General features: G+C 45.7%; 20 protein-coding genes and 4 pseudogenes. 6 read left to right on the forward strand and 18 right to left on the reverse strand.

The features are described 5' to 3' along the window. Positions 1 to 53: 53 nt before the first annotated feature. Positions 54 to 530, reverse strand: a complete 477-nt coding sequence (agaV, locus tag ACTNCH_RS03140; RefSeq protein ID WP_441014847.1) for a PTS N-acetylgalactosamine transporter subunit IIB — start codon at positions 528 to 530, stop codon at positions 54 to 56. 218 nt (positions 531 to 748) lie between these two features. Between agaV and ACTNCH_RS03145 the strand changes: the two genes are divergently transcribed. Then, entirely contained in the window at positions 749 to 1,945 is a 1,197-nt protein-coding gene (locus tag ACTNCH_RS03145) for an AraC family transcriptional regulator (RefSeq protein ID WP_441014845.1), read from the forward strand. Positions 1,946 to 2,010: 65 nt separating this feature from the next. Here the strand turns inward: ACTNCH_RS03145 and yajC are convergent, their stop codons facing one another. From yajC to ACTNCH_RS03160, 3 genes are read right to left on the reverse strand one after another with little or no spacing between them, the layout of a single operon-like run. Further along, the gene (gene yajC, locus ACTNCH_RS03150) at positions 2,011 to 2,295 is read right to left on the reverse strand and encodes a preprotein translocase subunit YajC (RefSeq protein WP_441014843.1); all 285 of its coding nucleotides are present in this window, start codon (positions 2,293 to 2,295) and stop codon (positions 2,011 to 2,013) included. Between the two features lie 2 nt (positions 2,296 to 2,297). After that, complete coding sequence (locus ACTNCH_RS03155; protein WP_441014841.1) at positions 2,298 to 2,732, reverse strand: PTS fructose transporter subunit IIA; 435 nt, start codon at positions 2,730 to 2,732, stop codon at positions 2,298 to 2,300. Positions 2,733 to 2,750: 18 nt separating this feature from the next. After that, entirely contained in the window at positions 2,751 to 3,929 is a 1,179-nt protein-coding gene (locus tag ACTNCH_RS03160) for an SIS domain-containing protein (RefSeq protein ID WP_441014839.1), read from the reverse strand. Positions 3,930 to 4,151: 222 nt separating this feature from the next. Between ACTNCH_RS03160 and nagA the strand changes: the two genes are divergently transcribed. Continuing rightward, the gene (gene nagA, locus ACTNCH_RS03165; protein WP_441014837.1) at positions 4,152 to 5,291 is read left to right on the forward strand and encodes an N-acetylglucosamine-6-phosphate deacetylase; all 1,140 of its coding nucleotides are present in this window, start codon (positions 4,152 to 4,154) and stop codon (positions 5,289 to 5,291) included. A gap of 120 nt (positions 5,292 to 5,411) precedes the next feature. Further along, positions 5,412 to 6,707 (forward strand): class II D-tagatose-bisphosphate aldolase, non-catalytic subunit, encoded by a 1,296-nt coding sequence (locus tag ACTNCH_RS03170; RefSeq protein WP_441014835.1) that lies wholly within the window; start codon positions 5,412 to 5,414, stop codon positions 6,705 to 6,707. Positions 6,708 to 6,788: 81 nt separating this feature from the next. Here ACTNCH_RS03170 and ACTNCH_RS03175 read toward each other — a convergent pair whose 3' ends face one another. Both ACTNCH_RS03175 and ACTNCH_RS03180 read right to left on the reverse strand, forming a co-directional pair. Beyond that, a complete protein-coding gene (locus tag ACTNCH_RS03175; protein WP_441014833.1) occupies positions 6,789 to 7,985 on the reverse strand; it encodes a hypothetical protein in 1,197 nt (398 codons plus the stop codon). Positions 7,986 to 8,081: 96 nt separating this feature from the next. Continuing rightward, positions 8,082 to 8,930: a C39 family peptidase gene (locus ACTNCH_RS03180; RefSeq protein ID WP_441014831.1), complete on the reverse strand. Its 849-nt coding sequence runs from the start codon at positions 8,928 to 8,930 to the stop codon at positions 8,082 to 8,084. A gap of 169 nt (positions 8,931 to 9,099) precedes the next feature. Here ACTNCH_RS03180 and ACTNCH_RS03185 point away from each other — a divergent pair, with 169 nt between their 5' ends. Further along, on the forward strand, positions 9,100 to 10,791 hold the full coding sequence (locus tag ACTNCH_RS03185; protein ID WP_441014829.1) for an ABC-ATPase domain-containing protein: 1,692 nt from the start codon (positions 9,100 to 9,102) through the stop codon (positions 10,789 to 10,791). 160 nt (positions 10,792 to 10,951) lie between these two features. Here ACTNCH_RS03185 and ACTNCH_RS03190 read toward each other — a convergent pair. The 3 genes and pseudogenes from ACTNCH_RS03190 to ACTNCH_RS03200 form a co-directional block, all read right to left on the reverse strand. Continuing rightward, positions 10,952 to 11,059 (reverse strand): annotated as a pseudogene (locus tag ACTNCH_RS03190) (type II toxin-antitoxin system RelE/ParE family toxin); the annotation flags it as partial. A 48-nt stretch (positions 11,060 to 11,107) separates the two neighbouring features. After that, positions 11,108 to 12,460, reverse strand: coding sequence for a sensor histidine kinase (locus ACTNCH_RS03195; protein WP_441014827.1), 1,353 nt, complete (start codon positions 12,458 to 12,460; stop codon positions 11,108 to 11,110). Beyond that, entirely contained in the window at positions 12,457 to 13,131 is a 675-nt protein-coding gene (locus ACTNCH_RS03200; protein ID WP_441014825.1) for a response regulator transcription factor, read from the reverse strand. The genes ACTNCH_RS03195 and ACTNCH_RS03200 overlap by 4 nt, the downstream gene beginning before the upstream one ends. Positions 13,132 to 13,288: 157 nt before the next feature. Here ACTNCH_RS03200 and ACTNCH_RS03205 point away from each other — a divergent pair, with 157 nt between their 5' ends. Further along, positions 13,289 to 13,774 (forward strand): entericidin EcnA/B family protein, encoded by a 486-nt coding sequence (locus tag ACTNCH_RS03205; RefSeq protein WP_441014823.1) that lies wholly within the window; start codon positions 13,289 to 13,291, stop codon positions 13,772 to 13,774. Positions 13,775 to 13,856: 82 nt separating this feature from the next. Here the strand turns inward: ACTNCH_RS03205 and ACTNCH_RS03210 are convergent. From ACTNCH_RS03210 to ACTNCH_RS03225, 4 genes and pseudogenes are all read right to left on the reverse strand, one after another. Next, positions 13,857 to 14,138: pseudogene (locus ACTNCH_RS03210) on the reverse strand (VirB4-like conjugal transfer ATPase, CD1110 family); the annotation flags it as partial. 74 nt (positions 14,139 to 14,212) lie between these two features. Next, complete coding sequence (locus tag ACTNCH_RS03215; RefSeq protein WP_441014821.1) at positions 14,213 to 14,800, reverse strand: hypothetical protein; 588 nt, start codon at positions 14,798 to 14,800, stop codon at positions 14,213 to 14,215. A gap of 2 nt (positions 14,801 to 14,802) precedes the next feature. Next, positions 14,803 to 15,084, reverse strand: a pseudogene (locus tag ACTNCH_RS03220) (recombinase family protein); the annotation flags it as partial. After that, positions 15,077 to 15,244 (reverse strand): annotated as a pseudogene (locus tag ACTNCH_RS03225) (methionine--tRNA ligase subunit beta); the annotation flags it as partial. The pseudogenes ACTNCH_RS03220 and ACTNCH_RS03225, both read right to left, overlap by 8 nt. Positions 15,245 to 15,337: 93 nt before the next feature. Here ACTNCH_RS03225 and ACTNCH_RS03230 point away from each other — a divergent pair. After that, positions 15,338 to 15,682: a S24 family peptidase gene (locus ACTNCH_RS03230; protein WP_441014819.1), complete on the forward strand. Its 345-nt coding sequence runs from the start codon at positions 15,338 to 15,340 to the stop codon at positions 15,680 to 15,682. 238 nt (positions 15,683 to 15,920) lie between these two features. Here ACTNCH_RS03230 and srtB (ACTNCH_RS03235) read toward each other — a convergent pair whose 3' ends face one another. The 5 genes from srtB (ACTNCH_RS03235) to ACTNCH_RS03255 form a co-directional block, all read right to left on the reverse strand. Next, positions 15,921 to 16,721, reverse strand: a complete 801-nt coding sequence (gene srtB / locus ACTNCH_RS03235; protein WP_441014817.1) for a class B sortase — start codon at positions 16,719 to 16,721, stop codon at positions 15,921 to 15,923. Positions 16,722 to 16,758: 37 nt separating this feature from the next. Further along, positions 16,759 to 17,694, reverse strand: coding sequence for a class B sortase (gene srtB, locus ACTNCH_RS03240; RefSeq protein WP_441014815.1), 936 nt, complete (start codon positions 17,692 to 17,694; stop codon positions 16,759 to 16,761). 6 nt (positions 17,695 to 17,700) lie between these two features. Continuing rightward, the gene (locus ACTNCH_RS03245) at positions 17,701 to 19,095 is read right to left on the reverse strand and encodes a DUF7601 domain-containing protein (RefSeq protein WP_441014813.1); all 1,395 of its coding nucleotides are present in this window, start codon (positions 19,093 to 19,095) and stop codon (positions 17,701 to 17,703) included. 144 nt (positions 19,096 to 19,239) lie between these two features. Next, positions 19,240 to 19,794, reverse strand: a complete 555-nt coding sequence (gene lepB / locus ACTNCH_RS03250; RefSeq protein WP_441014811.1) for a signal peptidase I — start codon at positions 19,792 to 19,794, stop codon at positions 19,240 to 19,242. Continuing rightward, positions 19,784 to 20,005 carry a hypothetical protein gene (locus ACTNCH_RS03255; protein ID WP_441014809.1) on the reverse strand — a complete coding sequence of 74 codons (222 nt, stop codon included), beginning with the start codon at positions 20,003 to 20,005 and terminating at the stop codon, positions 19,784 to 19,786. The genes lepB and ACTNCH_RS03255 overlap by 11 nt, the downstream gene beginning before the upstream one ends. Between the last annotated feature and the right edge of the window lie 7 nt (positions 20,006 to 20,012).

Below are 20,012 nucleotides of genomic sequence, written 5' to 3' on the forward strand. Positions count from 1 at the left end.
CCTTTCCAATAAGTATAAAGCTGCTTAAAATCCCCCTCATAGGAATTCACAACTTATTTGAACAGCTTCTCAATGTTCTCCGCTGCCTCGGTCGGAACACGACGAATCTCGAGCTCCACACCCAGATCACGAAGCTTTGCAAATGCAGCTACATCTGCGTCGTCTACAGCTACAGAACCTGCAACCTGACGCTTGCCGTCTGCCATATGCATATTGCCGATGTTTACCTTCTTAATCGGCACGCCGCCTTCTACCAGCTTCAGTACATCCTGCGGATTCTCACATACGATGAAAATCAGCTGCTTATCAGATGCCTTGTGAATGGTAGAGATGGTCTTTTCAATGGTCCAGTAACGCATGGAAGCATAAGACGGAGCTGCCATATCCATCAGTCCCTGACGAAGCTTGTTTCCAGCTACTTCATCATTGGCAACCAGGATTAAGTTCGCGCCGATGCTTCCGCACCACTGTGTTGCAACCTGTCCGTGAACCAGACGGTTGTCAATACGTGTTAAAACGATATTGGGCATTTTCATTCCCTCCTTGTTATGATGTACCCCGAAAATCCCCTTCAAGGTGATTTTATTATATATCCTTTTACTTGCTTTGTATTTGTAGTTTTTAGTTGAGTTCGTGTTGTTTTTAGTTTCTGTTAATCAAGTTTATTCTTTTTTTATAATTGTTCTAGGGTTTTCTGGACATTTTGACTGAAAAAAGGTATAATATTCCCTATATATGGAGGTAATTTATGCAATTAAAGACATCCAGCCTGGAATTTGAACGTTTTGGTTCTATCTATGATCAGCCTGTTTCCCAGAATGAAACCGGCATGATCAGCCGTGAACTGCATCTGATTGCCAAGAGGAGCCTGAATCAGCTCTATCACTTCGACTGTGAAGTATATCTGGAGATCGAGGACGGTATGGCTGTCCTTATCGTAGGGGAAACCCTTGACTCTGGTAAGCTGCAGGAATTTGCGGTTCACCGTAATGTAAAGCTGAAACCCGGATTGTACTGGAATCTGATTGCGGTCACTTCCAATATGACCTGCAAGATGATCGCCACTTCCGATTACAGCTATTCTCTGGAGACCCTGTCCTCCCCCTACCTGTTCCGCCGGATTCTTCCCCGCGTGCGAATCAGCGAAATTCTCGGATATTATTACAATATCCGGAATTCGGGCTATTCCTTCAAAGGAGAGACACACGGATATTTTGAGCTGACCTATGTGGATCGGGGCGAGCTGCTCACGGAAGTGGATGGAAAAAGCTATACCATCCGGGAAAAGGAACTGATGATCTACGGTCCCGGCCAGTTTCATACGCAGAACATTGCCGAGGGACATTCCTGTTCTTATGTGACGATTATCTTTGATATGGAAACCATCGTCTACGATGTGGAGAGTACCCATTACGAGCTGCTGCTCAACAAGATCTTTTCTTACGATAAGAAGATCTATACGCTGATCAAGACCTTCGTATCAGAGAGCACCTCCGAGATTCCTTATATGAACAGTCTGATGCTCTGCCTGCTGCAGGAAACCATTATCCGTCTGCTGCAGTCTGAATTTATCGGCCAGAAGTCCGAAAAACCGGTCACTACGGCCCGGCAGCATTATGAAGACGAGCTGTTGGAGAAGATTCTTACTTATATTGATGAGACGCTCTATGAGCCTATCACAATTGCGGAGATCTGTCAGAAGTTCTCCATGTCCCGTTCTTCCCTGCAGATCCTGTTCAAGGAAAATATGGACATGCCGCCTAAAAAGTATATCAATGAGCTGAAGCTGGAAAAGAGCCGCCAGATGATTTGTGAAAACAAGTACACCATTAGCGAAATTGCCCTGATGCTCGGCTTCAATTCCATCCATTACTTTTCCAGGGCTTTTACCCAAAAATACAACATGGCGCCCAGCGAATACGCCAAAACCATTTATAAATCCTAAGAGAAAAACTGATACAAAAAGCGGAGGCCTTCCCGATTGGGAAAAGCCTCCGCTTTTTATACTTTTTAATTTTCCAGAGACTGGATTGCAAACCGGGAAATCTTAATGACGGTTCCCTTTGCCACCTCGACATTGACGGTCTCATCTTCGATTCCTACAACCTTACCGTAGATTCCGCCTCCAAACATGACCTGACTGCCAATCTTCAGTTCCGTGTGTACTTCTGTAAGCTCTGTACGGCGCTTCCGCACGTTTCTTGCGGAAATGACAGCCAGCACCAGGGCAATCACGCCCATGATAACTGCCAGTGTGATACAGGTCCAGCCAATTACTTCCCAGTTCATTCTCATACTTAGATACCATCCTCTTCTGTGTCGTCATTATGCTCGGCCAGCTCAAACCGGATGATGTAATCCTTTCCGGTCGGGATCAGAGCCTCTGCCATCTCCAGCGGATTCTCATAGATAGCCATGGACATGGAACCCTCAATCAGCATCGGCAGGTTGGAGCCTGCGATAACCTCGATCGCCTGATCCGGTCTTGCGAACTTGCACTCTACCGCTGTCTTGAAGGGTGAACCTCCTGCCAGGTCAGAAAGTACCAGTACGCCGTCGCAGTTTTTCAGTCTGTCGAAAGCCTGATTCAGATTGTGTGCCAGTGTCTCTGTGGAGTGGTCTGCCTCGAAATCCACATATTCAATGTTCTCTGTATTGCCGGTGATCAGGCGCAGGCTGGAGCCCAGTCCTGTGGCGAAATGGCCGTGGCCGGTAATCAGTAATCCTACCATAATCTTTGTCCTCCGAAATTATTTTACTGTGTACGGATACAGGGTTACGCCCTTCACGACACGGTTTACCTCACCTGTCGGGCAGGGGTTGTCCGGTGTGATACCTAAGGACAGAGACTTCAGGACTGCCAGAGTCTGTGCGAAGGTAATGTAGTTGAAGCCAAGCAGTACGTTCTCCAGAGACTGACCGATATGCATTTCTACGGTATAGTCTACCAGACCTTTGATCGCTTCGCAAGGAGTATTCATAACAGCTACGATGCGGTTCTTCTTTCTCTGGGGTCCCATTTCCTTAATCAGATCGATCTCGTACTGTCTCTGATACTCATTGTCGCTTAAGTATACAACAGTCAGTGTGCGGTCATCGATAATGGACTTCGGGCCATGACGGAAGCCAAGCGGTGTATCAAACATGGTTGCTACCTTACCGGCTGTCAGCTCCAGCATCTTCAGAGCGGACTCCTGGGATACGCCCTTCAGGCTTGCGGTTCCCAGATATACGATACGGTTGAAATCAAACTCGTCTACAATCGTCTTTGCGGCAGTCCAGTTCTGATCCAGGAATACTTCACCTGCTGCAGCGATCTTCTCAACTGCCTCGCAGATCTCATCCAGGCGATCCAGGTTGAATGCCAGGTAAGTTGCCAGATACATATTGGAGAAGCTGGAGGTCATAGCGAAGGACTGGTCATGAGTCTCCGGTGTCAGGTTGATAGCAAAGCAGTTATGTCTGTCATTTGCCAGCTTGGAAAGTGTTCCCTCATGGTTGCAGGTTACGAACAGATGATACAGATTCTTGCAGACTGCCTCAGCGTTCTCTACTGCGCCCAGGGACTCCGGTGAATTTCCGGAACGTCCGAAGCTTACCAGAAGGGTCGGCTTGGTTGCGGAAAGGAAGCACTCCGGTGACGGAACCAGGTCTGTCGTTCCGAAGGACTTTACCTTATAATTATACTTCTGATTCAGCGCCTGATACAGAGAGTTTCCTACGAACTCACTGGTTCCTGCTCCGGTCAGAACGATATCGAAATCATCCTGCTTTACAACCTGGTCGATGAACTTCTGAAGCTCATCCTTGCATGCCTTGATCTGCGCGCAGGTTTTTCTCCAGGTGGAGGGCTGCTGATGAATCTCAGTCAGCGTAAATGTGGAAGATGTTTCTTTCATTTTTTCATCGGTTACATTGAAAATGGTCATCTCATTTTCCCCCTTATTATGATATTTGTTTGTTGTGGGTTTGGGCACACCTCTTGTGGGTTCCCGTGTCTGATATCATTATATAGCACACCATTTTCAAAAAACAATATGGCTACTAAAACTCATAATCTTTGTCCTAAAAAATGCAAATTCATTTTAAAAACGGGTGTTATAATAGGGTTAGAACACATTTACGAAATAAAACAGGAGGGAATTTTTATTATGTTGATTCAGAGTAAAAAGGTTTGGATCGCAGATCAGTTCATTGCCGCAGAGCTTGAGATCGAAGATGGAAAGATTACAGAAGTTCTTCCTTATGGAAGCAAACCCGCTGACAAGGATTACGGCGATCTCCGCATCGTTCCGGGCTTTATGGATATCCACTGCCACGGCGCGTTCGGCTTCGACACCAACGACGCCAATGAAGCGGGGCTTCGCAACTGGACCAAGAATATCGTAAGCGAAGGCGTCACCTCTTTACTGGCTACTACCATTACCCAGAGTGAAGAAGTTCTGACCAACGCCGTTGCCAATGTGGCAAAGGTTATGGACGAGGGATACGAAGGAGCTGAAATTCTCGGTATCCACTTCGAGGGACCGTATCTGGATATGGTTTATAAGGGAGCGCAGCCGGAGCAGTACATCGTAAAACCCACCATTGAGCAGTTCAAGCGTTATCAGGAGGCTGCAAAGGGACATATTAAATACATTACCATGGCTACCGAAACCGACGATGATTTCGCCCTGACCCGTTACCTCACCGAGAACGGCGTTGTAGTCAGCATCGGACATTCCGCGGCAACCTATGAGCAGGCCGTGCTCGCTTATGCTCACGGCGCCCGTTCCATGACCCATGTATACAATGGCATGACTCCCTTTAAGCACCGTGATAACGGTCTGGTAGGCGCTGCTTACCGCCTGCGCACCATGTACGGCGAGATTATCTGCGACGGCAACCATTCCACACCGGCTGCCCTGAATAATTACTTTATGTCCAAGGGACCGGATTATAGCATCATGGTTTCCGACGCTTTGATGGCGAAGGGTTCTCCGGCCGGAAGCAAATACATCTTCGGCGGAAATGAGATTATCATTTATGAGGACGGAAGCGCTCACCTGACCTCCACCGGCGGTCTGGCAGGCTCCACTCTGTGCCTGAATCAGGGCCTTCGTATCCTGGTTGAGGAAGCTATGGTTCCCTTTAACTACGCCCTGAATGCCTGCACCATCAACCCGGCCCGCTGCCTGGGTCTCGACGATCACAAGGGTGCTATCGGCGTAGGCTACGACGCTGACATCGTAGTTCTGGAGAAGGATTACAGCGTTGTCCAGACCTACTGTAAAGGCGCAGCCCAGTTATAAAAAATGAATCCGATATGAGGTTTGCATTTTCCGTCTGATATCTCTATAATAAGACTGTATGAATACCATGCAGTCTTGTAGAGTTTTTTACAGATACATATATTAAGGAGGATTACCCACATGAAACACCCACTTCAGAAAATGATGGAAGACCGCCGCAATGGCATCAAGGCAGGCATTCCTTCCTACTGTACCGCTAACCCACTGGTTCTTGAGACGGCTCTGCGCCGCGCAAAGCTTCTGAACAGACCGGTTCTCATCGAAGCAACCGCCAATCAGGTAAACCAGTACGGCGGATATACCGGAATGCTCCCGAAGGATTTCTATAAGCTGGTTCTTGAGATAGCTGAAAAAATCGGCGTACCGGAGCATCAGATGATTCTGGCCGGCGACCACTTAGGACCGCTGACCTGGCAGAATCTGCCGGAGAAGGAAGCTATGGAAAAATCCATCGAGCTGGTATATGAATATGCCCGCGCAGGCTTCACCAAGATCCACCTGGATACCAGCATGAAAGTTGCCGATGATCCGGAAGGACTTCTTTCCACTGAGACCATCGCGCGCCGCGGCGCAATCCTTTACAAGTCCGCTATGAAAGGTTACGAAGAACTGAAGGCTGAGAAGCCGGACGCTATGCGCCCTGTATTTGTGATCGGAAGCGAAGTACCGATCCCGGGCGGCGCTCAGGAAGCTGAGGACACCCTGGCTGTTACCAGCCCGGACGCTTTCCGTGATACCGTAGCTACTTACCGCCGTGTCTTCAAAGAAGAAGGCATCGAGGATGGCATGAACGATGTCATCGCTGTTGTCGTACAGCCCGGCGTAGAGTTCGGCGACGATCAGGTATTCATGTACAATCATGACGCGGCCGTAGATCTGTGCGCAGCTCTGGAGGAATACCCGGAGGTCTGCTTCGAGGGACATTCCGCAGACTATCAGAGTCCCCAGAGTCTTCGCAACATGTGTCAGGACGGCATTGCTATTTTGAAAGTTGGACCGGCTCTGACCTATGGACTGCGCGAAGCGCTGTTTGCTTTAAGCTTCATGGAAAAGGAACTGGTTCCGGAAGCTGAGCAGGCTCACTTTATCGAAACTCTGGACGAGGTTATGCTGAAGAACCCGGCCAACTGGCAGAAGCACTATCACGGCGATGAAAAGCAGATGGCACAGGCAAGAAAATACAGCTTCTCTGACCGCGCGCGCTACTACATCGGCCAGCCGGAGGTAACGGAGGCTATGAATCAGCTTTTCGCAAACCTGCGCAAGTACCCTGTCCCGATGAATATGCTGCATCAGTATATGCCGATTTCCTACAATAAGATTCGCGATGGCGAGCTGGAACTGGATCCGCGGGAGCTGGCTATGGACGGCGTTACCAACTTTATGATGGATTACGAGTACGCAGTAACACTGTAACACTTTATTTCCAAAATCAACCGGATCAAAAAACAGCCCAGGCGACTATGCTGACCGCCTGGGCTGTTTGTATCAATTTGTCTACTTCATCTCTTCTTTTGCATGGGACATCACTTCATCAATATTCCTGTTATATCCATTGGCATTCAGCCAATCCATCCGGTCGCTGTCCAGTCGGAAGTCAGAACCCATATTCTGATAAAGGCGTACCTCATTGCTGATTCGATTCCCCGGTTCACCGTATAAATCATTATAGCTGCAGATGATAATCACATCTTTTTGCCCGTCCCCGTTATAATCCTGAAAGCTGACTGCCAGCACCTCCTGAAACAACAGCGGATCCCGGTAGCCATTTTCCGTAATTCCCGGAAAATCATAGATTTCCGCATTATCCTTTACCAAGGAAAAGCTCACGTCCTGATTGCCGTACATGGTCTGTCCCGGCGCATAGGAGGTAAATATCACCTCTCCCCAGCTTCCGCCCAGGTCTACCTTAAAGCTCTGGTTATCAATCCGGTAGATGGATTTGGAATAGGTCAGACTGTCGTCGAACACATTGGAAAGAATCCGGTAATCCTCTCCCTCCGCCTGCAAGGTCAGGTGACAGGAATGCACATAAGGCCGGTAATTCTCATCTCCCGGTACGCAGTCCAGCTCATAGACGCCCGCTGACAGCTCCCGTCCGCTGACGCAGGTAAAGTTTACATAATTCGTGTCTCCATGCTCCGTGACCCAGACCTTTGCCTTCTCCAGATAAAACCACGGCAATTCCTGGCTCATCTCGTCCAACGTACAGCCAAGCCTTTTGGTCAGAACACGGTTGATCTGTTCCGTCGTAAGCCGGACACAGTCCGTCTCTATATCTTCCCGACCGGATATCTTCAGATACTCCTGCTGCTCTGACTCCGTCAGCGGATCTGTCGCAATTCCCGCGCCGGAATAAAAGATTTCGCCCAGATCGGCGTCCTTCGGATTCCGGTAATCCGATAACAGGAAACCATAGTTACCGCCGTTATCGCCTTCGTTGATCCAGTCGGTAAATTCCTGCAATTCTGCAGCTGTCAATTCCCGGACCTCCGCACTGTCAGAGGTACTCTCTATTCCTTCTGATCCGACAGCTGCCTCCCCTGCTCCGTCGGCACTATCTGTCTGCTCCTCACCCACCTGAGCCACGCCCACGTCTGCACTTCCGGTATCTGACTTTTTAGAAGCTCCGCAGCCGCCAAGCACAAGCGCCGCGCTCAGGCCTCCTATAACAAAATACATCTTCTGTTTCATGCAGGCCCTCCTTTTAGCTGTTTTTTTTTTATTGTAACGTATTTCTGATTCTCTGACTATCTTTTCTTTCTGTTTGTTGCACTTTTTAGCAGGTCACTACACACTGTAAGCCCACAAGTTTTTCATCTGATTCATCAGCTTCTGCAGATCCCAGTGCTGCTTCGTCCGCTCCAGGCTGTTCGGATCCCTCAAAATAATATCGCCGTTCTTATCTACTCCCGTTAACACCAGAAAATGTCCTGCGTCCGTAAAGTCGCCCGGGCCCATCACGCAGATAATCGGCTGGCCCGCCTCCAAGGTGGAACGGATATGCTCCGCGTCAAAGGTCACGTTTGCTACGGTAATCCCCAGCTTTTCCGCTCCGCTGCTCATCAGTTCCCAGGAGGAGCCGGAACCGTCCACATAATAGCCATTGTCCTCGGCCATTTTCGCCACCTCGTAAGGATTCCATTTTGTATCGCCGGTCAGCCCGCAAGTCACCATAGACAGACAGGTGGGTCCGCAGCCTGTCACTGCCAGAAAATCGCTGCCATAGGTCTCGTATCCCCAGCGCTCATCCCACTGCAGGAAATGGGGAATCTCGCCCTTCGTCACCTCTTTCGAAATATCAATTTCTTCCAATCCCTTGTATTTCGGATAATCCAGCACGAAATCCTTCGTCTCCGGGTTACGCTCCACCAATGCGATCAGACTTTCGGGATATCCCTGTTCCTTAAGTTTCCCGGTATTTACTTTTCCAAACCCGCAAAAAAGATTTAACGCCGTATAGGCCACCAGAACCAGCAGAACTGCGCTAAGAAGCGTACCCAGCATGGACGCCAGAAACCGGACACGGGCTCTGCAGCGATTTCGGCGGCGCCTGCTCTTTCTCTTCTCATTCCATTTCTTTCCCGGCTCTGCTGCCCTCTCACCCCGGTAGCCTTCTCTGTGCTTCTGTCTGGTCATGATAGTCCCCTCTTCTTTCGTTCTATGGGTTCAGTATAACAGAGACATTTCCCTTCTTCTTGTACATTCTCTTTCGAATTTCTTATGTTTCTCTTATTTTTCTTTCTTATGGGAGCTTGGAAATGGTATAATAATATTCTCAGCAAATTTTTTCCAAAGGAGCTTTTTTATGAAATCATCAGAGGATTTGCGGAGCAGACTCCGCTCCATCGATCACCGGAGCTATCCGGCTTATAAAGATTTGAAAGGACAGTATGATTTTGGAACATATATACTGTCCATCGACCATGTGCAGGGGGATCCCTTCGCAGCGCCCTCCCGGCTGTCTGTGATTGTGTCCGGGAAAAAGGCAGGCTTTCCGGCTGAATATTATGACGCCCTGCCAAAACGGGTTACCCTGCAAGATCACCTGACCCGGCTTTTCGGCGCACAGCTTGCCCGGGGAAATAAGCAGGCCGGCGGCTCCGGAAAGAGCGGTCTCCTCGCCGTCTCCCGCTGTGGCCAGGAGGTGCTGGAGCGTACTGCCTGCCGGATGGAGCAGGGGACTGTAACACTCCGCTTCGAAGCCGGTTTTCCCGCCCACGGACGGACTATCGACGCACGGGGACTGGAAAAGATGCTCTTTGACATTCTGCCGGGCTGCGTACTGAACAGTCTCTATTTTCAGAATATCAATCAAAACCGCCTGAAGTCTGCCATAGAGCTCTGCGAGGATCAGCAGTACATCCGGGCAGAGCTTCCCACCCTTGGGCTTTGCGCTTTTCTGGCCAATGGCTCCATCCTGCCCCGTCAGAGCGGCGTCTCCGATAAACCTATGGAGCAGGCGGTTCCGTTTCGCTCTCCGGCTTCCATGGAAGTGACGCTTACGCTGCCTCACCGCGGAGCGGTCAGCGGTATGGGCATTCCCAAAGGCGTCACTCTCTTTGTGGGCGGCGGCTATCATGGAAAATCCACGGTGCTGCAGGCGCTGCAAAACGGCGTCTACAATCACATTGCGGGAGACGGACGGGAGCTTGTCATCACCGATGACAGCGCCTGGAAGCTTCGCTCCGAGGACGGACGCAGCATCACAGATGTGGATATCTCACCGTTTATTCGGCAGCTTCCGGGAGGGAAGGACACCGTTCACTTCTCTACCGAAGACGCCAGCGGAAGCACTTCTCAGGCTGCCAATCTGATAGAAGGGATCGAAAGTGGAAGCCGGTTGCTGTTAATCGACGAGGATACCTCTGCCACCAATTTTATGATTCGTGACCGGCTGATGCAGCAGGTGGTTTCCCCGAAAGAAGAACCGATTATCCCCTTTATTGAGCGGGTACGGAGCCTCTATGAGGATCTGGAAATTTCTTCCATCATTGTAGCCGGCAGCTCCGGTTCCTACTTTTCGGTGGCCGACCACGTTATCCAGATGAAGGAATATGTGCCCTATGATATCACCGAAAAAGCCCGGGCTGCAGCTGCGGAGTTTCCGGTTTTCTCGACTGTGCAGAGTTCCTTTTCCAGTCCTCAGCTGCCACGTTGTCCGCGCCCCTGCGCTGCCCTGAAAAAGGATGACCGCATAAAGCTGAAGACCCTTGGAACCAGTGAACTTTCTCTGAATTATGATTCCGTGGAGCTTCGCTACCTGGAGCAGCTCCGGGACAGCGAACAGACCATGGCTCTGGCTTATATTTTAAAATATCTGGAGCTGTCCGCTATGGACGGACGGAAAAGTATGAAGGAACTGGCTAATCTTATCGAAGACCGACTGAACCGCCAGGGACTGGAAAGCCTCTTTGCCGGGCAGGATATCCGGGCTTCCCTGGCACGGCCGCGAAGACAGGAGATTCTGGCCTGTGTGAACCGGTATCGGAGGCTATAATATTGCTCCAGAGATTGTTGTCTCACTAAGGCAGCAATCTCTGGAAAACACTTCTTGAATTTATATTTCCCTTTTCCGTGACCGGATACCGGCTCAATCATATCTGCCTGCACCAAATTGGAAGTCATTGAGAAATTCCAGATATCTCTTAAATGGATTATCTTTGGAATACCAGATAATTATCCATCGGAAAGAATCGAATTTCTCTGCTGTGCCACGGTTCTTCCTCATAGAGCCGATTTCTGTTCGGCATAGTATCCAGATCCCGGCAAAACTCTCTCGCCATTCTTCATGATGGATATACAGCGATAGCTCCTTATATTTTCGGAAATCGGAAAATAAAACTCGTTCCGATACCTTCAATACTTTCGACGTGAATGGTTCCATTGTGGAGGTTTACAATCCAGCGCACCATAGAAAGGCCGAGTCCGGTACCGCCATTTTCTCTGGAACGGCTTTTGTCTATACGATAGAAACGCTCCCAGATTTTGTCCAGGTGTTCCTCACTTATTCCAATACCATCATCTTTCACTTCACCGACAATCTGGTCATTTTCGACCTTCAGGATAACATGAATATGTCCATTTGCTTTTCCGTAATTGATAGCATTGGTTATTAAATTCATCATCATACGCAAAATCAATGTCTGGTCGCCGTTCATAAATAAGTCGTCCTGCTTTTGCAGGGTGATCTCGATATTTTTTTCCTGTGCTTTTGTCTGCAGTTCTTCTATTACAAGCTCGCTTAATAATCCAAAATCCAGTTTTTCCATCAGATGCTGCTCACCCTGTTCGTTTCTGGCGATCATTAACATTTCGCTTGTCAGCTTTGACATTCGTTTTGCCTGCTTTAAGATGACTGCAATCTCTTCCTTATCTTCCGCAGATAGGTTTTCATTTTCCAATAAGTACTCACACTGGGAAATGATAACAGTAACGGGAGTTCGCAGTTCATGAGATACGTCTGATGTGAATTGACGCTCCTTCTCAAACGAAAGTTCCAATCGTTCGAACATTTCGTTAAATTTCTCCGACAATTCGTACAATTCATCTTTTGCTTTTGGCAGAGACAATCGTTTGGAAAGATCTTTTCCATTGCTGATGTTTGCAACTTCATCGCAGATAAGATCCACCTGTCTCAATGCCCGCTTGAGCATAAAATATCCGATGGCCCCGATCAGAATAATGAGTAATGGGAATACAATCAACAGCATTTTCTCGGATGTCTGCATGAAAAGTTCTATAGAATGTACGGAGGTAATTCCTCGTACCCACATTTCGTCATCATCACCGTAAGTGTAAACGCTGTCATATACCATCCATTTTCGATTTGATCCGGTTATCATTCGCGGTGTATTCGACTTGAGGATAGTTTCTTCTGGAAATTGGGATGGAATCATTCCATAAAGCAATCGTCCGTTTTTGTCATAAATACAAAACATAATACCGTCATCGTAAAATTCGGTATCACCGTCAAGATAAAAGAAATCATCCTGAAAATTAATATTTGAAGAAAAACCTGTCACTGCGGCACTGATTTCTTCTTCTGTCGCAGAAATTCCAACCCTATCCACAAAAAGAAGGACGAGAACCAAAATAGTCCCAAGAACTACAGTGATGATACCGGTGTACCATAGCGTAATTTTTTTCTTGATCGTCATCTGTTTCATTCGTTTTCCCTCATTACATATCCGACACCGCGAACAGTGTGGATGAGTTTTTGTTCATATTGTGCATCGATTTTTTTTCGCAAATAGCGAATGTATACGTCGATCACATTGGAACCACCTTCAAAATCAAAGTCCCACGCATTCTGTTCAATCTGCTGTCTTGTCATTACGATATTTTTGTTGCGCATAAGACATTCCAGAACCATAAACTCTTTTGCTGAAAGATCAATCTCATTTCCGGCTCTTGTAACCTTTCTTGTGTCACGATCCAAAATAAGATCTGCTATTTTTAGTTGATTAGATGTAAATTGTGGCTTTCTACGCATCATGACACGGATTCTTGCAAGCAGTTCTTCAAATGCAAATGGTTTGATCAGGTAATCATCGGCACCAAGATCCAGTCCTTTGACACGGTCTTCAATGCTGTCTTTTGCTGTCAGTAACAGGACCGGTGTATCATTTTCTCGTCGCCTTAATTCTCTTAAGATTTCATATCCATCCTTTCCCGGCAACATGATATCAAGAATAATACCATCGTAGGAAGTCATATCGATATAATCCATCGCTTCCAGACCATCCCCACAGGCATCTACACTGTAATGTTCTTTGATTAGCCTTTTTTTGACAATGTTTCTTAAATCATTCTCGTCTTCTACAATCAGTAATCTCATAATGTAATTATTATAATACCAATCGTTTTCGGGTGCTAGGGTCCTTTTTTTCAATTTTTGAAATTACTATTTGTTTTAATCTTTTTTTAATCTTCCCCCTATATGATACATATAACAGCAAAAACAAAACACCCAAGAGACGGAAGGAGAACACGTTATGAAAAAATTATTAGTAGTTTTATTATCCCTCACATTAATATTTGCTTTTACAGGATGCACTTCATCCAATAATGAAACTGCAGAAGATATCGAAATTAAGACGCAGGAAGTTGTAACATCAAATACAGATTACGATGATGATAACATCAGCAACACAGAAAACGCAGTAGAGAATGTGGACGAAAAAGATTATGATTTTTCTTCTTATGAAAACGATATCCGCAATATAACAAAAAGTGTAAACAATGCAAAAACATCTGCAAATGCAGCTGAGAATCACGAACAATTCTACGCTTTGAAAAAACAGGTAGACACAGTTGAGGATGAACTGGATAAGCTTGACGATGAATTTGAGTATGCTTACCAGATGAAAGAGATTAGCTTCGAGACATACAAAGCGAGAGAACGCGCGATTGAAAAACTGGAAGATGAACTGGAATTAACAGAAGAAGCTCTGGAAAACAAATACGGCATTGATGATTAATTCCATCGAGACTATGAGAAAACCTCCCAATCGTTAGACTCAAAATCTAACAATTGGGAGGTTGGTACATATCCATCACTCCTCTGTTGAGCCGACGATTATTGATTGTGATTTTTGTCGTTGCACCACTATCAAGAGAGTTCAGAAGTTCGGAATATTCAAGGAACATCGCTTCCTTATCCTCACGGCTCGCCACTGCATAGTTAATATCCGTAAAGCGGTAGGTCTTTGAATATTTATCCTTTCCCACTTTGAAAATGCCATCATCAAAAATAGCTGCCACGGGAATCACGTCCTGCACCCCTTTCGGTACAACAAATTTTTCTTTGTCCTGCTTAAACAGGTTCGTAAGAGTCTTAATCATAAAAACTCATGACCTCCTTTTGGTAAAAAAATATCGCCACTAATTATAGTGACGATACATCAAATTGGTTTTATTTAGTTCCAGTGCTTTCTTGAATTATATACATTATTGACTGCTTCAATATAGCAAATGAAAGAGGAATGGTTGTAGTCGTTGGAAGTCAAATACTGATTTTTTATTCTCAGATACTGCTCTCTAACTAATGTCCATTTTCCTTTTTCTTTGATATACTTCGCTTTCTCTCTAATGTTTCTTGAATTAGGTGCTTGATTCCAGAAATATCTGTTTGGAAAACATCGCTTATCGTGAATAAGGCGATGATAGTTCCCGTCTGTATCCTCGCAAACAATACAAATATCCATTGAAAATTCTGTACTATTTCCCTGATTAAAGTGTCGCTTTTCCGTTGTCAAAGATGAGGTAGAATCTTGGCAGTCGCTCCACCCATATTCTCTAAGAACAATATTGAAAGCCTTTCTGACACATTCTTTGATTTCTTTGCAATCTTCCCAATCATCTGTTCTTGTGATTTCAAGATTATAATCCAAATCAATCGGTTGATTAGCATTTTGTAATATCAGGTTTCTTGCACCACTACCCACGAGATAGAATGAAGCACCAATATCATATTCTTCTTTAATCGTATGGCAAAGGTCTTGCATTATTTCTTCTCGAAATAGACCTCAATGCCTTTATCCTTCAGCTTACGGATGGTGGTCAGGCTGTCCACCGTGTTTCGTGCAAATCGGCTGACCGACTTGGTAATGATAAGGTCAATCTTTCCGTCAAGGGCATCGTCCACCATCTGATTGAATCCGTCACGCTTTTTGGTGTTCGTGGCGGTGATACCCTCATCCGAATACATCCCCACAAACTCCCAATCCTCATGACCTTCAATGTAGGTCTTGTAGTAGGTCATCTGCGCCTCGTAGCTGGTTGCCTGTTCCGTCATCAAGAGTAAACTGTAACAGCTTCTTTGACTTCGGTACTGCAACGCACTCTTTAACCTTTACTGCACGGAAATCTGACTTGCTGAATGTATCAAAATCAACCATTTCTTCAAACAATGGCTCGACTTTTACCTTAGAAAAATCAATCTTTTCAACCGGTTTTTCAGCCTCTGCCGGAGCTGCTTCAGAAGTCTTGGAAATCCTGCCGATCCTTTCTCATCACTTACTGATGAAGGCAGGGAAAAAGCTATGGATTATATCAATCTGCTCCATGCATCCGGAATGTATGAAAAGCAGACTGCTAAGATAATTCCATTCCGAAACATTGATATTTTTGAAAATGCCGTATCAGCCGGAACCGGTAACTTCCTTGTAGACGGACCGAAAGAGACTGTACGCATAGATGAATCTATCCTACCGGAAGATACTACTTTCGGTGTCCGTATTAGTGGTGACAGTATGGAACCTGAATTCCATGATGGTCAGATTGCATGGGTATTACAACAGGAATCTGTTGCTAATGGAGAAAATGACCGCTTAGACATATTTGGAAAAGTTCTTGGAAAATCTGATGCTTCTGCTATTGAGGATTGAGTTGGAGAATTTATCCAGCCCAATCCTCCAGTCCTCATTTTGACTTTTTAAATCTGCATTGTTACGTCTATGAGATTTAGTTCAAAAATCAATACTATGTTCCTTCCTTTTTACGGTTTGTGAAAAACTGCGGCTTCTTTCATACTGTTTAACTGTCCGTTTCTAGTTTCCGACCTCGAATACTCTTTCAGGTAATATCATCAATCCCGTTTTTTTCGGCTCGTCCTCCTCCATAATGTTAATGTTGTTCGTCTGCCGCATCATCGGCGGCCGCCACGATCACAAGCCGTCCGTCTTCTTTGGAATATTCACAGGTCGATAACGTCAGAAGTTTCGTTCCCGGATGCGGTAATTCACTGCTTTTCCAGACAGCATATTCGCTGCAGCCGTCCAAAAACTCCTGATATCTGTCTTTATTGGACAGATCCACATAGTCATAATATGGGAACGTCTCTGTTTCTATTTTGGATATTACAATCACAAAAACCACACGATATCTAGTGCTCTCCTCTAAAGTGTCCCACAAAATCCATTCATTCGATGTGCAAAACGCAGCATCCCGATACAGCATCAGGTTTTGAAACATCGTTCCGTCTTTCATGTGATGACCATAAATGATCAGATTGTCCGATGTCTCAAGACTGCAGTTCACATCCAGAAACGGCGTTCCATGTACGTTGTCATTCCGTTCAAAATCATGTGTCAGATAATAATCATTGTCCGTTGCCGTCTGCATGACCGGATAATCGATCACAGTTCCGTCGATTTTCAGCCATCCGACAAGTTCCTCATTTTGCTGCTGCAGCTTTTGGATTTTTGTGTTGATCCCAAAACTGTGATTTTTGGAATGATTCTTTTGAGAATCTTTGGCTTTTGTGTCTGACTGTGGTTCTGACTTTGAAGAGTCCGCCTGCTGCGCCAGTTTCTCGTACAGCTCCTCGGTCTGCCGGGTGGATGCCTTTATCTTCCACAAATTCCAGCATGCAAAAACAAGAATAATCAGGCAGAGCGGATAGAGGATTTTCTTTAACTTTTTCATGTTTTCCTATCTCTTATGCTTTCCTGTTCCCGGCTTTTTATGATTTCCTGTTTTTTCTTTCTCTGAGTCGGTCGATACTTTCAAATACGGCTATAAATAACAGGATGCCGATAATCACCCGCATCCAGAACTGCGGATTCTGTGTGTCTCCGGTTTTCTTTAAGCCGTTTCCGATGATCTTATCATTCTTTTCCTTGTCGACCTGCTCATCCACAGGCTGATTATCTTTTGTGCGGATTAAAATCAGTATGGTTCTGTCATTGGTACTTCCATCTGAACAGGTGACAAGTGCTGCCACTTCCATCCGCTCGGGATGTTCGATCAATGCCTGAAGATAACCGGAATGATACCATTTACTGTTCTCCTGAAGGAATTTCCCCAGACCGTCCAGATTGTCTTTCCATCTGTCAGGATTAAAGATTTCTTCTGTTCCTGCCGATATCTGGAGAATAGCTGCCGTATAGAAGGTTCTTTTCTCTCCTGGAATCAGAAGCGTTGCCGTACGGTTCGTCTGGAAGAATGTTCTGTCCTTGAAAAGGGCAAGATCCCCGAACATCAGATGTTCATCCATATTATGACCATAAATCAGGGAATAGGAATCCGAAAAATCGGCTTTGTTTCTCGTGTCCAGAAAGATACTTCCCGCCAGGGAAAAATTTCCATAGACGTCTTTGTTCATATAAGCCAGATTTGTTTCACCCTGAAGAACGGGATAATCAATATTGGTGCCGTCTACGGTAATCCATGCAACCACGTCCGGATTGATGGCACGCAGCTCATCAAAGCCCGGGCCACCATCCGCATCACTCTCAGGCTTCAGCTGGCGGATCTGATCCTGAACCGCTTCCGCCTGATGATAAATCTGTGCATTATCCCAGATGGCATATCCCGCAAATGCAGCCGACGCCATAAGGAAAGTGCTCAAGATCAAACCATATATTTTATTTAAGCTTTTCAGGATCAGCCAGCTCATTCGTCTTTACTCCTCAATTATGCTCTTTTTTCGGATGAATACAACTACGACAATCCCAATAAGAAGCAGCAATGCCACATAGGGTGCATCGGAGGTCATTACACCGATGTCAATCACAGATGTCTTGTTGTTAGTAATCGTTATCGTATCGGAATCATCGGAGATAGAACCCGTTGCTTTTGCTTCATTCCATTTTTCAGCTGCTGTCTTTGATATATCTGTACTCTCTGCTGTTACTCCATCAGCAGCTAACGAAACACCATCGAAGGTTACAGTGACATCTTCTTTTTCGTGTTTAAACGTATGTGTATACTTGTCATCACTTGGCTGTGTCTCTGTAACCGTATAGGTCACACCATATGGGATATTGTCAAACATGACAGTTGTGCCGTCCTTGACATAGAATTTTACTTCTTTCGTTTCATTGGTATGTGTTGTGGCGGTATCATTGGTTCCAACTGTATCTGTCCAGCTCAAAGAAGTTGCAGCTGTTGTTTGAGTACCATCAGCTTTATAAAAATTCTTATAGGTAATATCACTGTTCATGTTTGCCTTGGATTCATTCTTGAATGTGACGGTAACTTGAAACAGCTCATTCTTATCACCGGCATTTCCGGTTACTGTTTTTTTAATGTTCAAAGAGCCTGCATAATATTTGTTCTGGATATCTGCTACTTTTTTGTCATTCTGACCTTCCGTGTTCTTGTTATTGTTACTATACCATGTTTCATAGTCTGCATTTGTAATAACACTTGTTACGTCAGGTGCTGTTTTATGAAGCGTTACGGTACGGATATACTCTTCTTTCTTTGCTCCATTGGTGACCTGTACATGGATGTAATAAACTCTCTCATGAGCACCGTTTGCACTTGTCGTATCTTCTGTCTCGCTGTCATTGGTACCGTAGATAACACCTGCTGTATTGTTATCCATCTCTGTTACCTTGTACCAGTAATCGCCAACGGCATTATAGGTCGGAACAGTCAGTTGTACAGATGGTTTAGTTGTAGGGTTTGTTCCTGCTGCACCTGCAGTTGCCTCAATTGTAAAAGTGTTTGTAGGAGGTGTAGTGCCACTGTTGGAAAATGTTGGCATATTATCCTTGTTATACTTTGCCTTACCATTTCCGTCTTCTCCGACATTCCACAGTCCATATCGATCAATCGTAAAGGTAAATGTTTCTGCTGGACTATTTGTGTTCTGCTGCGATTCCGAACCATTGACATAGTCCTTTTGAAGTGTAATTGCAGAGGTATCCGATATCCCTGTCGCACTGGTTTTTAATCCGGTGCCGGTTGTTGTGGTGTTACCTGTTTCTTCTGCAAATACAGTGGTTCCCATTCCAAGCGTCATTATGCCGACAATTGCAAGGGCAATTCCTTTTTTGAAATATTTGTTCATTCCTTAAGTCTCCTTTCTGACATCAAGGCTGCCCTCCCCCCCTAAAATTTTTCAATATTTTCATTTTAAGGGAAATGTCATTTTTGATTTTATTTTTTTACTGTTTTTATTTTTTTGTTTTCTTGTCATCTTTGTATGCTTCGATCAGATACCTCTGCGTCTGAAGATACTGACGACTTTTGCTTTGATATTTTCCACCTTCACAGGTCCGAAGGTTCTGCTGTCGGTGGTATTCGTACGGTAATCACCCAGGAGATACACACATCCGTCCGGTACCGTATATGGATAGCTTTGCTTGCCGGGATTCGTCGGGAAAGCGATCTCTCCCGTCTGCTCTGTTCCATTGACAAGCAGTCTGCCATCTTCTGTCATATCGACACTGTCACCGCCTCTTGCGACCACTCTGCCAATGACTCTCCTGCCGTCTGCTTCACACACCACGACATCATTTTTCAGATAGTTTGTATCCAGTCGATAGCCAAGGACAATATCGCCATCCAGAATCGCCGGATACATATCTGTTCCACTGGAAACTGTGATATAAAATACCTGTGTAAATGCAATCAGTACGATAATCAGTATGATTGCAGCATTTTTTGCCAGTTCCAGATAACCTCTTTTGAGCATCAGCTGCTGTCGTTTCTTTTGCAGCTGGTTTTGAACATCCGCAAATGGATGCAGCATCGAATTAGTATTCATGGCCTGCACCACCTGACGGATTCGTTTTTAAGAGGGCATTGTATCTGGCACGTTCAGCCAGTAGTGCTTTTTCGTAGAGGGTGTTCAGCTCCTCCATCTTTTTTAAGACATCTGCCTCATCCACACCACCAAATACTTGCTTTTTAAATTTCAGTTTCTTGATCCACGAAAGAATTTCCTCATGGACTTCATTGCTGTTTGCATCTTTCATTAAGGCG

Source organism: Candidatus Merdisoma sp. HCP28S3_D10, from assembly GCF_052065835.1.
Classification (GTDB): domain Bacteria; phylum Bacillota; class Clostridia; order Lachnospirales; family Lachnospiraceae; genus Laedolimicola.

Excerpts from the sequence above, each read along its gene's own strand:
- agaV (WP_441014847.1), bottom strand. The coding sequence starts at position 530 with ATGCCCAATATCGTTTTAACACGTATTGACAACCGTCTGGTTCACGGA.
- ACTNCH_RS03145 (WP_441014845.1), top strand. The coding sequence starts at position 749 with ATGCAATTAAAGACATCCAGCCTGGAATTTGAACGTTTTGGTTCTATC.
- yajC (WP_441014843.1), bottom strand. The coding sequence starts at position 2,295 with ATGAGAATGAACTGGGAAGTAATTGGCTGGACCTGTATCACACTGGCA.
- ACTNCH_RS03155 (WP_441014841.1), bottom strand. The coding sequence starts at position 2,732 with ATGGTAGGATTACTGATTACCGGCCACGGCCATTTCGCCACAGGACTG.
- ACTNCH_RS03160 (WP_441014839.1), bottom strand. The coding sequence starts at position 3,929 with ATGACCATTTTCAATGTAACCGATGAAAAAATGAAAGAAACATCTTCC.
- nagA (WP_441014837.1), top strand. The coding sequence starts at position 4,152 with ATGTTGATTCAGAGTAAAAAGGTTTGGATCGCAGATCAGTTCATTGCC.
- ACTNCH_RS03170 (WP_441014835.1), top strand. The coding sequence starts at position 5,412 with ATGAAACACCCACTTCAGAAAATGATGGAAGACCGCCGCAATGGCATC.
- ACTNCH_RS03175 (WP_441014833.1), bottom strand. The coding sequence starts at position 7,985 with ATGAAACAGAAGATGTATTTTGTTATAGGAGGCCTGAGCGCGGCGCTT.
- ACTNCH_RS03180 (WP_441014831.1), bottom strand. The coding sequence starts at position 8,930 with ATGACCAGACAGAAGCACAGAGAAGGCTACCGGGGTGAGAGGGCAGCA.
- ACTNCH_RS03185 (WP_441014829.1), top strand. The coding sequence starts at position 9,100 with ATGAAATCATCAGAGGATTTGCGGAGCAGACTCCGCTCCATCGATCAC.
- ACTNCH_RS03195 (WP_441014827.1), bottom strand. The coding sequence starts at position 12,460 with ATGAAACAGATGACGATCAAGAAAAAAATTACGCTATGGTACACCGGT.
- ACTNCH_RS03200 (WP_441014825.1), bottom strand. The coding sequence starts at position 13,131 with ATGAGATTACTGATTGTAGAAGACGAGAATGATTTAAGAAACATTGTC.
- ACTNCH_RS03205 (WP_441014823.1), top strand. The coding sequence starts at position 13,289 with ATGAAAAAATTATTAGTAGTTTTATTATCCCTCACATTAATATTTGCT.
- ACTNCH_RS03215 (WP_441014821.1), bottom strand. The coding sequence starts at position 14,800 with ATGCAAGACCTTTGCCATACGATTAAAGAAGAATATGATATTGGTGCT.
- ACTNCH_RS03230 (WP_441014819.1), top strand. The coding sequence starts at position 15,338 with ATGGATTATATCAATCTGCTCCATGCATCCGGAATGTATGAAAAGCAG.
- srtB (WP_441014817.1), bottom strand. The coding sequence starts at position 16,721 with ATGAAAAAGTTAAAGAAAATCCTCTATCCGCTCTGCCTGATTATTCTT.
- srtB (WP_441014815.1), bottom strand. The coding sequence starts at position 17,694 with ATGAGCTGGCTGATCCTGAAAAGCTTAAATAAAATATATGGTTTGATC.
- ACTNCH_RS03245 (WP_441014813.1), bottom strand. The coding sequence starts at position 19,095 with ATGAACAAATATTTCAAAAAAGGAATTGCCCTTGCAATTGTCGGCATA.
- lepB (WP_441014811.1), bottom strand. The coding sequence starts at position 19,794 with ATGAATACTAATTCGATGCTGCATCCATTTGCGGATGTTCAAAACCAG.
- ACTNCH_RS03255 (WP_441014809.1), bottom strand. The coding sequence starts at position 20,005 with ATGAAAGATGCAAACAGCAATGAAGTCCATGAGGAAATTCTTTCGTGG.